The sequence below is a fragment of the Parachlamydiales bacterium genome, from assembly GCA_041671045.1.
In the GTDB taxonomy this organism is placed as follows: Bacteria; Chlamydiota; Chlamydiia; order Chlamydiales; family JABDDJ01; genus JABDDJ01.
The window spans coordinates 22,375-38,706 of sequence record JBAZCF010000007.1 but is presented as its reverse complement, the minus strand read 5'-3'; the positions used below and the strand labels follow the sequence as shown (position 1 = coordinate 38,706).

15 protein-coding genes are annotated in these 16,332 nt (G+C 41.2%); 12 read left to right on the top strand and 3 right to left on the bottom strand.

What is annotated here, in order from left to right:
• Positions 1-7 precede the first annotated feature (7 nt).
• A complete protein-coding gene (locus WC222_08445; GenBank protein ID MFA6916412.1) occupies positions 8-1,060 on the bottom strand; it encodes a polysaccharide biosynthesis/export family protein in 1,053 nt (350 codons plus the stop codon).
• Between the two features lie 77 nt (positions 1,061-1,137).
• On the opposite strand from WC222_08445, the gene folK reads away from it, so the two are divergent.
• The 12 genes from folK (at position 1,138) to WC222_08385 (ending at position 15,157) form a co-directional block, all read left to right on the top strand.
• Positions 1,138-1,656, top strand: coding sequence for a 2-amino-4-hydroxy-6-hydroxymethyldihydropteridine diphosphokinase (folK, locus tag WC222_08440; protein ID MFA6916411.1), 519 nt, complete (start codon positions 1,138-1,140; stop codon positions 1,654-1,656).
• Entirely contained in the window at positions 1,643-2,491 is an 849-nt protein-coding gene (gene kdsA / locus WC222_08435) for a 3-deoxy-8-phosphooctulonate synthase (protein MFA6916410.1), read from the top strand. The genes folK and kdsA overlap by 14 nt, the downstream gene beginning before the upstream one ends.
• Complete coding sequence (locus WC222_08430) at positions 2,479-3,609, top strand: hypothetical protein (GenBank protein ID MFA6916409.1); 1,131 nt, start codon at positions 2,479-2,481, stop codon at positions 3,607-3,609. Before kdsA ends, WC222_08430 begins: the two co-directional genes overlap by 13 nt.
• Entirely contained in the window at positions 3,606-4,349 is a 744-nt protein-coding gene (gene lptB, locus WC222_08425; protein MFA6916408.1) for an LPS export ABC transporter ATP-binding protein, read from the top strand. Before WC222_08430 ends, lptB begins: the two co-directional genes overlap by 4 nt.
• Before the next feature lie 20 nt (positions 4,350-4,369).
• On the top strand, positions 4,370-5,122 hold the full coding sequence (locus WC222_08420; protein ID MFA6916407.1) for a hypothetical protein: 753 nt from the start codon (positions 4,370-4,372) through the stop codon (positions 5,120-5,122).
• A 235-nt stretch (positions 5,123-5,357) separates the two neighbouring features.
• Positions 5,358-7,718, top strand: coding sequence for an ATP-binding protein (locus WC222_08415; protein MFA6916406.1), 2,361 nt, complete (start codon positions 5,358-5,360; stop codon positions 7,716-7,718).
• Positions 7,700-9,064, top strand: a complete 1,365-nt coding sequence (locus WC222_08410; protein ID MFA6916405.1) for a response regulator — start codon at positions 7,700-7,702, stop codon at positions 9,062-9,064. Before WC222_08415 ends, WC222_08410 begins: the two co-directional genes overlap by 19 nt.
• A gap of 7 nt (positions 9,065-9,071) precedes the next feature.
• Complete coding sequence (locus tag WC222_08405) at positions 9,072-9,893, top strand: CheR family methyltransferase (protein ID MFA6916404.1); 822 nt, start codon at positions 9,072-9,074, stop codon at positions 9,891-9,893.
• 6 nt (positions 9,894-9,899) lie between these two features.
• Positions 9,900-10,481: a chemotaxis protein CheB gene (locus tag WC222_08400; protein MFA6916403.1), complete on the top strand. Its 582-nt coding sequence runs from the start codon at positions 9,900-9,902 to the stop codon at positions 10,479-10,481.
• Positions 10,481-10,861, top strand: a complete 381-nt coding sequence (locus tag WC222_08395; GenBank protein ID MFA6916402.1) for a response regulator — start codon at positions 10,481-10,483, stop codon at positions 10,859-10,861. The genes WC222_08400 and WC222_08395 overlap by 1 nt, the downstream gene beginning before the upstream one ends.
• 2 nt (positions 10,862-10,863) lie before the next feature.
• The gene (locus tag WC222_08390) at positions 10,864-12,414 is read left to right on the top strand and encodes a response regulator (protein ID MFA6916401.1); all 1,551 of its coding nucleotides are present in this window, start codon (positions 10,864-10,866) and stop codon (positions 12,412-12,414) included.
• A 184-nt stretch (positions 12,415-12,598) separates the two neighbouring features.
• Positions 12,599-15,157, top strand: a complete 2,559-nt coding sequence (locus WC222_08385; GenBank protein ID MFA6916400.1) for a cyclic nucleotide-binding domain-containing protein — start codon at positions 12,599-12,601, stop codon at positions 15,155-15,157.
• 22 nt (positions 15,158-15,179) lie between these two features.
• Here WC222_08385 and WC222_08380 read toward each other — a convergent pair whose 3' ends face one another.
• Both WC222_08380 and WC222_08375 read right to left on the bottom strand, forming a co-directional pair.
• Positions 15,180-15,668: a hypothetical protein gene (locus WC222_08380; GenBank protein MFA6916399.1), complete on the bottom strand. Its 489-nt coding sequence runs from the start codon at positions 15,666-15,668 to the stop codon at positions 15,180-15,182.
• Between the two features lie 8 nt (positions 15,669-15,676).
• Positions 15,677-15,964 (bottom strand): hypothetical protein, encoded by a 288-nt coding sequence (locus tag WC222_08375; GenBank protein ID MFA6916398.1) that lies wholly within the window; start codon positions 15,962-15,964, stop codon positions 15,677-15,679.
• Positions 15,965-16,332: the final 368 nt, after the last annotated feature.

The following is a 16,332-nucleotide window of genomic DNA, read 5'->3' as shown; positions in this document are numbered from 1 at the left end:
CTCATTATTAATTGGCGAATTGATAAATATCATAACACTGTCTAAATCCGCTAAAGCTTGGCAGTAACTGTTCAATAAAGCGGTTCCATTCTGTAATAGGTTTAGCGCTTACATAGACAGTATCCCCCGGCATTAACAGCAGGCTGTCATTAGGCAGGTGGACAATGTGGTCCCAGGATAGGCAGTAGATTTTGGGGCATTTCAAGTTGCCGCGAATAACTTGGATACGCTGTAGGTCGCCAGTAAAGGGGATTCCTCCTGCATTGACAATGGCTTCGCGCAGGGAAATGAATCCATAGGGACAGTTGACAGCACGCGGTATCCGGACTTCTCCCATCACCATGATCGTTGCATCGCTCGGGTTGGCGATAAAGACCTTATCCCCGCCGCGCATGACGATATTCTGTGACATGTCGCCTTCATTGATAAGCTTATACAAATCAAGGGGCAGCGGGCAGCATTCACGCATGACATAGCTCATGAATAGGTTGGCGTTGGGGGAGATATGTGCCTTTGAAATCACTTCGTAAAGGCGTATTTTGCCGTCTACCGGAATGGTGGATACACCCACAAGTCCTGTCAGCTCTACCTTCCTTTGCAAACGGTCGCGGTAGGTGACATACAGTTCAACATCTTGAACATGTTCCCTAAAACTGTTTTGCAGCACTTCTTTAGCTTCTTCCAAAGTCAGACCCGCCACCATGATCGAAGGGATATCGGGTAAATTGACCTCTCCATGATATACCTTGAAACCTCCGATGCTCTCATTCAGCATCTGGATGGACTGCATCAAGTCTTTACGTTTAGGATGGTATACCGAAATATTCAAAATGTCGTCTTCCACAATAACGTCGCGGTATTCCAATAGATCACTGCAGCAAAGTTCACCTAGTTCTTTTCCTGTCATTTCCAAGATCATCAACTTGCCTTCGCGTATTTTATAAGAGTCGCAGACAAATTCATCGGCGCCCATGACGGCATAATCATAACAGGGTTTAGTACAGCTGCAAACTATCATGACTGCTACTGCTAAAAAGGATAGTGTAATAAGACGAAACATAGTTATCATTTCGGGTATAGGGAAGCGAACACGGATTATTGTATTTATTCTATTTTACGTGAATACAAAAGGTAGGCATGCATAAAGTTTTTATTGGAGTAGGCGCAAATTTGGGGAATCCGCAAGAAACGATAGCGGCAGCGGAGAGAATTTTGGTGAAGAACGGAGCGATTAAGGCTTTCAACTCTTCTAAACTCTATCTTACAACTCCGGTCAGCGACATTCCCCAACCCGATTATTTGAACTGCGCCTGGGCTTTCGAAACCACATTAAATCCACTTCAACTCCTTGATCTTCTGCAGTCTATAGAAAAAGAATTAGGAAAGATCGACAAACCGAAAAATGCCCCCCGCCTGATCGATTTAGATATTCTCCTTTATGATGATATTGCTTATAATCAACCCGAATTGTGCATCCCTCATCCCTGTTGGAAAGAAAGAGCTTTTGTCCTCATCCCTTTAGTCGAACTGGCCCATGAGGTGAAGATGGCGGACGGCACACAGCTAAATATTCAGGAACTAATAGCAAAACTTCCGCAGGAAGCGTTACAGGGAGTTGCTCTATATAATAATGGACATCGTCATGCATACAGTTAAAATCAAATCTATCCGTATCGGCCTCGACCAACCTCTCGCTTTTATGTGCGGACCCTGCGTCATTGAAAGCCGCGAACACGCTTTGCAGTCGGCGGAATTCCTTCAGAAAACTTTTGCCAAGAAAAACATTCCCCTGATCTATAAGTCAAGCTACGATAAAGCCAACCGCTCCTCTATCTCCTCTTTTCGCGGTCTTGGAATGGACGAAGGCCTTCGTATCCTTGAAACGATAAAAAAAGAATTTGACCTCCCTATCGTCACCGATGTGCATACTATTGAAGAAGCACGCGCAGCCGGAAATGTCGTAGACATCCTCCAGATTCCTGCCTTTCTTTGCCGTCAAACAGATTTATTAGTCGCCGCTGCCGAAACCGGCGCAGTCGTCAGCGTCAAAAAAGGGCAGTTCATGGCTCCCTGGGATATGGGAAATGTTGTTGAGAAAATCCGCGCTAGCGGCAACCCTAACATTATCCTTGTCGAACGCGGCGCAAGCTTCGGTTATAACACCCTTGTCACTGATCTGCGCTCATTGCCCATCATGCAGAGCTTCGGTGTTCCTGTCTGCTTTGATGCAACCCACTCCGTGCAGCAACCCGGCGGCTTAGGCACAATCACCGGCGGACAACGCGAATATGTCCCTTTGTTAGCCCGTGCAGCAGTTGCAGCAGGCGTTCAATGCGTGTTCTTAGAAACACATAACGATCCGGCACGTGCTCCTAGTGATGCTGCCAATATGCTGCCCCATCACGAGCTGCCCGCGCTGCTTGACCAGCTAATTGCTATCCACGCAATTTTACACACTAACACCCCACACGCCCAGACATGTGCAAAATAAAACAGGCTTCCTATATCAGTTTCTTTCTGTTTTGCATAACCTTGGCCGGGTTGGCCTATCTTATTTACCCCAATGTGGAAAGCATTCCTGATACCTACCGCCAGGTTTTTGCCTTTGCTAAAAAGGAAAATACTTCTTCCTCCACTCAGCAAGTGCGCTATGGCGTGGAAAAAACGCACTTGAATGGCGGGACCACGCCCCGGGGGACTGTAAATGTCGTCTGTGATAAGTCTACCCTTGAGCTTTACCCAAAAAAAGGACTAGGTCAGTCTGTAGAGGAAATGGAGACAATTACAGCAACGTGGGAACCTAAGGGCGAACGTCAGCTTTCCTATCGGCTGCAGGCACAGCAAGCGCTTTTCTATCCCAAGAGCTCCCAGATCGTCATGCAGAAAGTCTCGGCAGAACCCAAAGCCCGCCCCAGCGTGCCGAATAGCTTGGAAGTTATTGATGCAGGCTCAGCCGAATACGACGGCACGACTTTGCGTTTAATGGATAATGTCAAGGCACGTTTTGAAACGGTTGAAATCATGGCCGGTCAAGCTCAGATCTTTCCTAAAAAGATGGAACAGAAAACAGAAATATCTAAAATAAAATTGGAAGACAATGTCTTCATCAACTCGCTTGTCGATGTTTCTCCCTTTTCTATTAAAGCTCCCCATCTGGAATGGGACCTTGAGACCAACGCCATCACTAGCAATGCAGCTCCTGATCAAATTTGTATGGAAGACCCTACTTCGTTGATCTATGGTGATAACTTGACGGCATACCTATATAAAGACAACCAAACGCTTACCCCCAAGAGTATTCATCTTGCCGGTAATGTCAAAATTCAAAAATACACGGCTTCCGGCTCTCAATATGCCATTGCCGATGCCTTGGACTATAATCCAGTAAAGCACGAATGGGAACTTTCTGCTATCGCCCCCCACAGGGTCCTGTACTATGATAAACAGAATAGCATCACCATTAGCGCTCCCAAAATTCTGGTCAAACAAAATACCGATAAAGCCAAACCCCACGTTAAAGCCTTGGGCGATGTACGCTTTGTTTTTGCAGAACAAGAGCTAAGCGAACTAATGAACCGTTTTCAATCCTCAGCCCTAAAAAAGCCATGATGACGCCGGATAGCTCCCAGCCTGTGCTAAGAGTCGAAGGGTTGATAAAATCCTACGGAAATAAACGCGTAGTGGATGGTCTATCCTTCGAAGTGAGTGCAGGCGAAATCGTAGGACTCCTGGGCCCCAACGGTGCCGGTAAAACCACTGCATTCTATATGACAATGGGATTGATTAAGCCTGACGGAGGCAAAGTCTGGTTTAAAGGACAAGACGTTACACGTTGGCCCATACACCAACGAGCGCATGCAGGAATGGGTTATCTTGCGCAAGAACCCTCTATCTTCCGTCCTTTGACTGTGGAAGAAAATATTCTTAGCATACTTGAAACCTTACCGCTATCTAAAACGCAGCGTAATGAAAAGCTCCAACAGCTTTTAGCAGAACTGCATTTGGAACATCTTGCAAAGAAAGTCTCTGTAGCCTTATCTGGCGGAGAGAGACGCCGTTTAGAAATTACCCGCGCCCTAGTGACCAATCCCCAATGCTTACTTCTAGATGAGCCTTTTGCCAATATTGATCCCATCTCCGTCGAAGAAGTCAAAGCCCTGGTGAAGTTGTTGGCTAGCCGCAATATTAGCGTCCTCATCACCGACCATAATGCACGTGAGATCTTCAGCCTTGTCGACCGCAGCTATCTTGTCTACGAGGGTAAGGTTCTATGCAGCGGAGATGTGAACGACCTTGTAAATGATCCTTTGGTTAGGACACGCTATTTAGGTGAACATTTCCATATGTAATAATCACTTTTGGAGAATCTATGCGCTTAGAATATGTTCCTTTTGATACTTTCGTTAATCAAGTTGAATCGCCTTCTGCCCAGACTTCTATCGGCTCTTTACCTCCTGCCTGTGAGCTTATTTATTCGCAAATCTCTTCCAGTTGGGCCGTTAGATGGATCGACACCCAGTTTTTAAAAGTGTCCGTTCCGATTATTCAAAATATATACCAGAAAGCAGGCGAAATAAATAAATTGACACGACCGCTGAATGCTGTCTGGTATTTGTGCCTTGCCATTGAACTTTCACAGGATAATGACAATCATTTTGAAGGATGCAAATCACTTGTTGCCTGCAGGAATCTAACAGCACTCATGCTTTACGACTGCATGCGTGATTTAAATCCTTCGAACAGCAAGGACATTATTGCTGCGTTTCAAAGTCAAGTTCCCACCGATATTTTCTGGTGGTGCGGCGATTTTATTTCGATGTATACCATTCCTCCCAAACTCTACATCGATGATAAAACATCCCAACCCTTTCAAGGGTATACCTCGGACTTGATAGCACAAGTTAGCGATCTCGATGATAATTCGCGCATCCTCTTTATGTGTTCAGTCTTGAGCGATATGCAGAATAATACCGCGGATGTTCCGCAGGTTTGGTTTCAAGATGCCTACAATGCTATTTTAGTGAATAAATCTTTGAGCTGGCAAAATCAGCGCGGAGGTATCGAACGACTTTATCAATACCTCATTTTGCAATGTCAGCTAATGAGTACTGCAGGAAAATAACTGCTTCCAGTGTTATACAGGCTTTTATTCCTTAGGCATGAACGAATTTATTAGTTTATGCCCTTGTTTATACCTTAAAATATACTTAACCATTTTCAATGCTTTCAAAAATCAATTTTTAAGTAACAAATTCATTTTTTAACTTGACAATCCCCCCCTTGCACAGTAGTGTCTCTACTCTTAGAAAAGCATAACCTAGAAATTAGTCATTTACAATTCGCTATGAGGTAGCAAAATGTCTGAAAATTTCCTCCAAAATCTAGATCCTATCATGTTGAAAACTCGTTTTAACATACAGGAAGAAGAACTTGAAATCATTAGACAGTCAGGTGTGGAAGCAAAAAAATATTTAGACGTTTTTATTGAAGATATGTACAAATGGATGCCTTCTCTGCGCGAGTTTAAAACGTTTTTTATTAATGAATCGATGATTCCCCATGTTAAATTCCAGCAGAAAGCCTATTGGGCGGTTTTTTTCAACGGACGTATAGACCAGGACTATGTCAAAAACCGGACAACGATCGGCTTCACACATGCACGCATTAACCTTCCTATCAACACCTACTGCGTGGGTATGAACTTCTCCATTGAATGGTGGATGAGCCGTACGGACGAATTTATTTCAGATCATGCTAAAAGCGCTCTCTTTTCCTCTGCCTTCAGAAAGCTTTGCAGCCTTGACATAGCCCTCATTACAGAATCTTACAGTCAGTTGATGAACGATAAGGTGAAAGCCCTACTGGATGATACAAACTCCATCCTGGATAAAGTGACAATGGTGGCAGAGTCCATTGCTATCGGGGATTTCTCCCAAGGCTATAAGTCGACAGGGGAACAAGACAAACGCCTTTCAGCCGCTATCAACCAGATGATGGATAACCTTAAAGAGGTCGTTAAACAAACTAAGATTATTGCGCAAGGTAGATACGATATTGAATTTACCCCTCTAAGCGATCTCGATGAACTGGGTAAAGCCGTTAGTGAGATGACCAGGGCCCTTCGCGAAATGTCCTATGAAAGTAAGAAGTCGGCTTGGATTAAAACCGGTCAAGCTGAGCTCTCCAATATAATGCGGGGAGACCAAGACCTTAGGGAACTAGGCAAGAATATCATCTCCTTCTTATCAAAGTACGCAGGTGCGTTGATGGGCACTATCTACCAGGTCGACTACACCATGGAAAAAACCCTAGAACTAGTCGGCAGCTACGCCTTCCACCGCCGTAAAGGCGACCGCAGTAAAATCCAATTCGGCGAAGGTCTGGTCGGACAGTGCGCACTCGAAAAAGAGATCATCGTCTTCTCAAATGTTCCTGATGACTACACCACCATCAGTTCCAGCTTAGGCGAAGCTATACCTAAAAATATTCTTGTCTCACCGCTATTGATCGAAAAAGAACTGATAGGCGTTATGGAGCTTGCTTCGCATGATGTCTTTGACAGCACCAAAATGGAACTTTTGCGCCAGGTGAGCGAAAATGTCGCTATCGCGCTAAAATCCTGCCAAAATAGCGAGAAGATGAAATTCCTTCTTGACGATAGTAAGCGTCAATCCGATGAGCTGCAAGCGCAACAGGAAGAACTCCGCTGCACTAACGAAGAGCTGCAGTCCCAGCAAGAAATGCTCCGAAAAAGTAATGAGGAATTGGAAAGACAAACTTCTGTCCTTAAGAAATCCGAAGAAGAAATTAAGAATAAGAATGAAGAACTTAACCTTAAGACGACATATCTGGAGACACAGTCTAGCGAAATTAAGGTGAAGAGTACCCAAATTGAAAAAGCCAAAGGTGAATTGGAACACCGCGCAAAAGAGCTTGAATTAGCTAGCAAGTACAAGTCGGAGTTTCTAGCCAACATGTCGCATGAGCTAAGAACACCGCTGAACAGTCTGCTTATCCTCAGTAAAAGCCTCGCAGAAAACGAAGACGGCAACCTCACCAAAGAACAAATCGAATCTGCAAGTGTTATCCATCGCGGCGGTCAGGATCTACTTACCCTTATCAACGATATCTTAGACCTTTCAAAAGTGGAAGCGGGAAAACTACAGATTCAAATCGATGAAGTGAAATTTCAATCCATTATTGAAAATCTAAAGCGATCTTTTGGGCCCATAGCCAATGAAAGAGGCCTCCAATTCGTACAAGAAATTTATAACCTATCGAACACTACACTAAAAACAGATGGTCATCGGGCAGAGCAGATATTAAAGAACTTCCTCTCTAACGCCTTTAAGTTTACGCAAAAGGGGAGTGTGACCTTTAAAATCCACCCTCCTGCCCCGCAAACACAATTCCGTTCACCCTTACTTTCTCCCTACAATTGCATCGGTTTCTCTGTGATAGATACAGGAATCGGTATTTCAAAAGACAAACAAGACATCATCTTCCAAGCTTTCCAACAGGGCGATGGGTCAACCAGCAGAAAATACGGTGGAACCGGCCTAGGCCTCTCCATCTCAAGAGAACTTTCTAGGATACTTAATGGTGAAATCCACATTGAAAGCGAAATAGGCAAGGGCAGTACCTTCACTCTCTATCTTCCTCTTGAACATAAAGAAGCTGTTACGGAAAAAAAAAAGGAATGGGCCAGCCTCATGTGATTGAACATAAACCTGTAATAATCAATGAGATAAAGTGTTGCGAGGTTGAAAGTTCATTTCTACAAGAAATAGCTCAGCCCCAGTGTTTGGAGCATAAACCAATAATTGTTAATGAGATAAAGGAAATTGACGATAGAAATTCGGTTCAAAGGGGAGATCCAGTTCTCCTTATTGTGGAAGATGACATCAGCTTCTCTATGATTTTAAAAGGGATTTGCCATAAGAAAGGTTATAAATGCCTATGGGCTTCCACAGGGGCGGAAGCCTTAGATCTATCACAGAAATATCTTCCTAAAGGCATAACCCTTGATATAGAACTACCCGACATGAGCGGCAGGCAAATATTGGAAAAGTTGAAGGAAAACCCTGAGACAAGCCAAATACCTGTCCATGTGATTTCTTTTGATGCCGATGAAGCGCTTTCCCTTCAAAAAGGAGCGGTGGGACATTTGACCAAGCCTGTCATGTCCTCAGACATTGAAAAAGCTCTTTCTAATGTGTGCCATACTCAGAAGAGAAGCATCAAAAATGTACTGGTTGTTGAAGATACCTACAGCGAACAACAGGCCATTTCTAACATCATTAAAAACAAAAATATTTTTGCCACTATCGTTGATAGCGGTCTTAAAGCTATCGAGAAGATTCAAAATGAACAGTTTGATTGCATCATCCTCGACCTGCAATTGCCTGATATATCGGGCGCAGAGCTGTTAAGGCGTATTAATACACTGCCTACCATTAAACTGCCCCCGGTTATAGTCTACACCGGACGCGACCTAAATAAAGAGGAATTTGATGAACTCAACGAATACACCTCCAGCTTTATTCTTAAAGGTATTAATTCTAAAGACCGTCTTTTAGATGAATTAGACCTCTTTTTACACAAAATTAAATCCAAAGATAATTCCCAGCAGAATACCCAGGCTCCCAGCAACCCAAATCAGTCTATTGAAAATGTAAAAGTTCTCGTTGTTGATGATGATATGCGCAATACCTTTGCACTTTCTTCCGCATTGAAAAAGAAAGGTCTTGTCATCATCTTAGCGGATAACGGAAAAACAGCTTTAGATAAATTGCAAAGCGAGCCCGGCATCGAACTGGTCATCATGGACATAATGATGCCCGTGATGGATGGATATGAGGCTATCAGCAGAATAAGGATGCAAAAACAATATGATAACATCCCTATCATTGCCTTAACGGCGAAAATCTTGCCCGAAGATAAAAACAAAGCTTTCGAAGTCGGTGCAAATGACTTCTTAACTAAGCCGGTAGACGTAGATAAACTGCTCAGCTTAATTAAACTGTGGTATGCACATGCCCAAAATAATCTTGTGAGGAAATGAGAAGTTCATGCTTTCCCATGATATAGAACAAATTGAATTCGATCTGTTTATTAAGGCTATCTATAAACGGCATGGATATGATTTCGGAAACTATTCTAAAGCTTCAATCCTTCGACGGTTGAAGCTTTTTCTGGAAAAATCCCCTTATAGTAACCTTTCAGAGTGTATTTCTCCTCTGCTTAGAGACGAGAACTTTTTCGGCAACCTCCTCTCCACATGCCTTATTTCAGTGACAGAGTTGTTCCGTGACCCCTCGTTTTTTAAAACATGCATTCAAAAGATCGTTCCCATCTTAAAGACATATCCTTTCATAAAAATTTGGCATGCAGGATGCGCTACAGGGGAAGAAGTGTATTCTATGGCCATTCTGTTGACAGAGATGGGCTTCAGTAAAAAATTCCTTCTCTACGGCACTGACATAAATCATGAGGCTTTAAGAGTAGCTCAAGAAGGTATTTATCGCATAGATGAATTGGAAAGGGCCTCACTCCGCTATACTGAAGCGGGAGGAAAATACTCTCTTTCTCATTATTATCATCAAAAATATGGTTACGGCAAATTCTTAGACTCGTTAAAAGAGAATGTCGTATTTTCTACCCATAACTTAGATACTGATGGCATTTTCGGTGATATGCACGTGATCCTATGTCGTAATGTCCTAATCTATTTTAAGCGCCCTCTGCAAAATAAAGTGATCAGCTTATTTCAAAATAGCCTTGTCCATAGGGGATTCCTCTGTCTAGGGCCTAAAGAGAGCATGGATTTCATGGAAAAGAAAGATAAATTTGAAGTGATTTCTGAAAGAGAAAAAATTTTCAGAAAACTTTAGGCTAAAATGAAAGAAAAATTTAAAGCAATTGTCTGTGGGGGCTCTGCCGGAGGTTTCGAGAGCTTGGAAAATATTATCAAGACTCTTCCAAAAGATTTTTCGCTTCCGATTATTGTCGTTTTGCATGTCGGTCAGGAAGGTGGGAAATACTTTGCATCACTCATTAAAAGATTCACCTCGTTGGCCGTGCGTGAGCCTGTAGAGAAAGAATATGTCGTGCCGGGTGTAATCTATATCGCTCCTCCGGGCTATCACCTGCTAGTGGAAGAAGACTATACTTTCAGCTACTCTTCAGAAGAAAAAGTGTGCTTTTCTCGTCCATCCATTGACGTTCTTTTCTCCTCAGCTGCAGAGGCATATAGGGAACAACTCATCGGTATACTATTGAGCGGTGCCAACACCGACGGGAGCGAGGGGATAGCTGATATTATGAATAGAAAAGGGATTACGATTGTGGAAGATCCTCAAACTGCTAAATTTCAATTAATGCCTTCTTCAGCTATCAAGAGAACTCCTTCCACTCTTATTCTGAACTCAAGTGAAATGTCTGTTAAAATAACCCAACTCTTAAAGCAAGGAAAAGACTAATGTCAGAAACATCCCTGCGCCACATTCTTGTCGTGGATGATCACTATCCTAACCATCTAGCAGTAGCCAGCGTCTTAAAAAAACTCCCTTTTCAGATCACTAAAGCTTTTTCAGGGCAAGAGGCTCTAAATTTGGTAGCTCAACAGTCCTTCGCATTGATATTAATGGATGTGAAAATGCCGGGTATGAATGGTTATGAGGCTGCTCAAGCTATTCAAGTACTTCCAGGGTATTCTTCGGTGCCTATTATTTTTATGACCGCCGCAGATAGCCACGAGGAAAACTCACTGAGTATATACACTATCAATAGTCCTCAGTTCATTTATAAACCCTTTGATTCTGAAAACCTTATTAATAAAATCACCTCAATACTGAGTTAATTATGGCTATCGATAGGGCTCAAGTATTAATTGTAGACGATACCCCCGCCAATATCTTTGTAATGAAAACGGCATTGGAATCTCTTGATGTAACCATTATCACCGCTACGAATGGGAATGAAGCCCTGACACAGCTGATTCAGCATAAAATTGCCGTCGTTTTGCTCGATGTGCAAATGCCTTACATGGACGGCTTTGAAGTCGCAGAACTTATGCGCGAGCACGAAGAAACGCGGTATATCCCCATCATCTTTGTTACGGCTTTCGACCAAGATAAAAACTTCATTTTCCGCGGTTATCAGGCTGGGGGGGTCGACTATATTTTCAAACCTTTCGATGTGAATGTCCTAAAAAGCAAAGTCGCTGTCTTTGTGAACATCTATCAGCAGAAATACGAATTATCTAAACAAACAAATGAGCTTTCCCTTCTATTAAGGGAAAAAGAATGCCTCATAGACCACATTGAAGAGCAGAATAAAAGAAAAGACCTTTTGATCGAAGAAAACCAGCAACAAAAAAAGAAACTGGATAATTACTTCCGATTAAAGCTCTTATCCTTAGCAGGGCTCTTTATATTGGTGATTCTTATCGGGCTTGTTTACAACACTAACATGGCCAGGAAGAACTCAGAACTTCTTTTACGGACGGATGAATTACATCAGCTGAATGACTACACTGTGGCTCTGAACGAAGCTTATCAAAAATTCATTCCCTATGACATCTTAAAACTCCTTAATAAAGATAGTATCTTAGAAGTCAAAGTAGGTGACCAAGTCCTAAAGGATATGATCGTTCTCTTCGTCGATGTTAGAGGCTACAGCACGATTGCTGAAAACCTTTCTTCCGAAGAAAACATGCAGCTGATCAACCACCTGCTAGAGCTCATGCAAAATCCTATTCTTGAACGGAATGGGATTATCAATAAATACCTTGGGGATGGCCTAATGGCCCTTTTTCATACGAATGCTAATGACGCCTTGGATGCAGCCATCGCCCTTTTGAAAAATATTGAAGCATATAGCTACCAACGTTTGGGAGAAGATAAACCTCCCATCAGAGTAGGGATTGGCATAGATAAAGGCGAGATGATGGTAGGCACGGTAGGAACAAAAAACCGTATGGAACAAACCGTAGTCTCCGATGCTGTCAATGTGGCCTCACGTATTGAAGGCATGACAAAAATGTACGGCGCATCCCTCCTCATCAGTGAAAACATCTACCATAATTTAACCAATCCCTCACAATATACAATTCGTCTTATGGATACTGTTAAGGTCAAAGGTAGAAATAAGAACGTCATTGTCTACCAGGTTTTCGACGGAGAATGCCAAGCTTCCAAAGAGCTTTGCAAAAAAACAATGAAAGATTTTGGAGAAGGACTTCTGCTGTTTAGAGAAAAAAAATTCTCTGAGGCTTTACATGCTTTTCAAAAAGTTTTAGAGATAAATCATGATGATATTACGGCGGCTATTTTCAAAGAGAGATGCATTCAGTGTATGAATGGACCTGTAGAGAATGACTGGTCGCATGTACGCATATTAGAAAATAAGTAAGCACAGAAATAAGTATCAATACAAATTATAATAATATGGCTAAAAAATTTTAAGGCTTTATAAATGAATTTAGAACTCAAATTTTTCATAACTTGAAATGTGACGTAAGTTCGAAATAGAGTAAATAAAAACAAATATAGCAACATTTAAGAGGGCAGCGTAATCATTACGTTGTATTACACTTATGGCAACTTCAACATCCTTAATAGGACTCCCAGCGATATCTTTAACCAGTGAAACGGCAGCACCAAGAAAGTCCTCGAGTCTGCTTAATATCTTTGCCAGTCGAATTGAAGAATTTAACCTCTTATGTGAATCATGTATTTTCAAAAACTTAGATACTAAAAATACTAAGAAAATCGCCCGTCATTGCGAATTTGTAACATTAGAAGAGTCAAAACCCCAATTATTTAATGCAGGAGACAAAGCGGATTCTGCCTACATAGTCGATAAGGGGGCCGTTGTGGCTTATAATGATAAGTTACAAATACTCTTTAAAGAGAATAGCCTTTTCGGTGAATTAGCTTTCTTTACAGAAGGCATTCGCACTCTTTCTGTAAAAGCATTTGGAAAAGGGAAAACCGTTTTACTAAAAATACCGGGCAGTACTTTCCGAAAGGTTATATATAAACATTTTAACGTCTTAAAAGATTTCTTTATTCGTATTTCAGACGCTGTCCGTTTGTGTAATGAGATGAATGTTGAAGCTAAAGCCGTCTCACCGCTAGAGAGAAAAACCTCTCTTCAATTCTCTGTATTAAAAGAGCAAGAATTGTATGACGATATCATAGATCAAGTGAAAAAATACCAGCCTAAAGATATCTTATCCGTTGAACCAAAGGATTACATTTATGAAGTCTTCCCCAAATTATTAAATCCCTCTATACACGCCAAATGCGAATCATTGCTTGAACTTGTTATTTACCTACGGACTTTACAAGAAGTCCATCCCGAACAAAAACAAGAAATCAGCGTCTTCGAAATAATCCTGCTACAACAATTTCACAAAATTCTTTCCCATCCACATCATCTGGATGGTACTATAGCTGCCAAGCTATTATTTATCTGTGTCCAGCATCCTTCTTTACATCCCTATTTTGATATCGTAAAAGTCGTTTGCAAACATTTTTATCAACCTAATTTAAAAGATACCGCCCAAAAAGAAACATACTTCCATTTTCAGCTTTCTTTATTCCTTTATCAATTGCGGAATAGAACGGATATTCCTGATTGGACTTCCCAACTTAAAGAAGTTCTCTTAATGCTCAAACAAATGGAAATTTTCAATTTTATAAAACTATTTGAAAAGATCTCATTTATGGGAAAAGTGGATTTGTTTTTTGCAGCCGAAAAACATATTCGCCATGCAAAGGAAATACTATTTAAGCAAGGGGATCCTGGGGATGCAATGTATATCATCACCAAAGGGCTGGCAGCTGTCATAGTGGAAATAAAAGAAAAGTCCAGATCAGCAAATGGAAAAGAGGAAATAAAGGTTCAGAAAGTCATAAAAGCTTTTAAATCCGCCGGAGATTTCTTTGGAGACATAGCTTTAATTGACGGGCAAACGCGTTCAGCGACCATTGAAATTTTAGAAAATGGAACTGAACTTCTAAAAATAGGCAAAGAAGCCTTTGAAACGAGCTTACGTGACAATAAACAGATTCTCATAGAACTCATTCAAACATACTGCTTAAGTTTACTGGAACATAACAGGAATGTGGGTCAAAATGCATCATTTACACTAGCCAAAGGCACTGTGGAGAGCTCTTCCCAACAGGTATCGGAACCTATTTCAGGAGTGCATTCCCCGCGCAGAAAAAAGACTGACCAAAATTTATCTGAGAGTGATCAAATAGCCCAATTTCTTAAGCAAACAGCTTTAGCAGATAAGTTAGCAGATATTCAGAAAAAACATCCTATTTTAAGTTTGCATAAACAATTAGAAAAAATTTACAAATTTAAACGAGATTGGAAACAAATTCCTGAAGATATGAATAATCTTTATGGGATTGATGTTCCTGTTGACGCTAATGCAAGCCCAAGAATTATTTCCACTATACCTTTAATTGAAATAATACGGTCGCTTTTTCCAGATAATAAGCTCATACCCGTATACATCAAAATAAACCAAACACAATACCACTCACATGCTAATCCCAGGGAGCATACTTCAATCGAAGAGACATTATCTCAATTTCTTTTAGAAATTTCAAAGCATACCTCTTCTCCTGTAAGTCATGAACATATCCTAAAAGAGATTCAACCTCTTCTAGAAGACTGGAAAAAGTGGAAAAGCTCACCTGAAAGAGATCAATACAATAGCAATCTACATCTGCCGTGTGAAGAAATAGCCCGTGGGTGTACCAACAATGCGTGGATGCCTGCAGATCAACTGATAAGAACGTCTTTGGATACTATTAATATCTATGAAGGGACTTCAAAGGAACATTACCACGGACAACTTAAGGGCATAAGTTTAGAAATTCATATAGTCGGAGATACATCCTCTGTGACACAAACAAAATACGCCATTCTGATGGATCCTAAAACGAGAGGTTTCAACCGATTTGCCATCCATGCGATCATTCCTTTTAAATGGCAGCTGTTCCCCAATAATAATCCACCCACGGGTATCCTAACTATTGAACAAGATACTACCGGAATAATGTTTGGACCGGATGTTGAAATAAATAAACAGGTATTAGCTAAGCTACTGCAGCTTTTCAAACGCTATATATAATAGGATATCGTTTATTACGAACTTACACTTTCAACTTGTAGCTAGCCGTACTGAGGAAATTTTCTTGGACATAAGCTTCGAAAACTTCAATCCGCTTACGGCACTCAGGATGTTTAAAATGCTTGGATGTTTTTACTCTCTCTATGCACTTTAGAGCTTTTTTTATTTCATTCCTGGGATTGGATAAAGGCCTAAGAGTGTGAAGGTGGCTGCTTCTGATTTTTAATTCCACTTTTAATGGCTTTACTAAATGGCCCTCTAAAGACCGATGAAAAGAGTTCTCCATCATATAGAGGAAAAGATTCTCAAAATCGGTATTAGCACACACCGTACTATATAGTGTATCAGTATCATGATGATCAATGATGATGTGCAAATGGGAAAAATGCTTTAAAGGATTGACCATTTTTAACGCCCATAATATTTTTCCACGTCTTAGCTGATACCAGCTTGGATCAGCCATGACGGCATCCAGAAACGAAAAGTAGTAACGAATACTATTGATTTCCATGAGTTTGCTTAACACATCATCGATGCTCGTACATGTCCGAAATTCTTCCGGGTAATTCCATCCTGCAGGAAAATAGGGGGTGTGTAGGGTTCTGCATTATTTAATAAAGCGGCTAATTCCTCTCTCCAAATATATCCAAGTCTTACAGACACCCTAATGATATTCTTTTTTTGTTCTAAGGATAAACCATTCAGTTCGGGTATGATCTCTCCGCGCGAATGGAGTAGGATGATTTGCAGCTCAGAGTGATAGACTCTTAGTTTTGGAAATTGCTGTAATCTGGGGAAAAGAGTCATTGCGATGTTATAGATGATCTTTATACTGCTCTTCGTTTCTTGAAAGAGATCGATTCTTTTTGTAGTGAGGATCTCTTTATATCCTAATGAGTCATCCTGAAGATATTTTCAAATAGTTTTTTTGAATGGCTTAGAAAGACAGCCGGCACGGACGAACCTGTATCACTCGTTGAAGGCTTGATGGCAGACATTTTAATACCCTAAAGTGTGAATGGGGAGTTTATCAAAAAGTGTCAATGACGAACAACTAGTAAGCTATGACATAAAAAAATGTAAGGACCGTATCCGTGCCAAATAAGAATTGTGTTTTTTATGGTAGCCTTCATACAATATCACAGCACACTAACCACGTCCTGGTATAGGAGTGT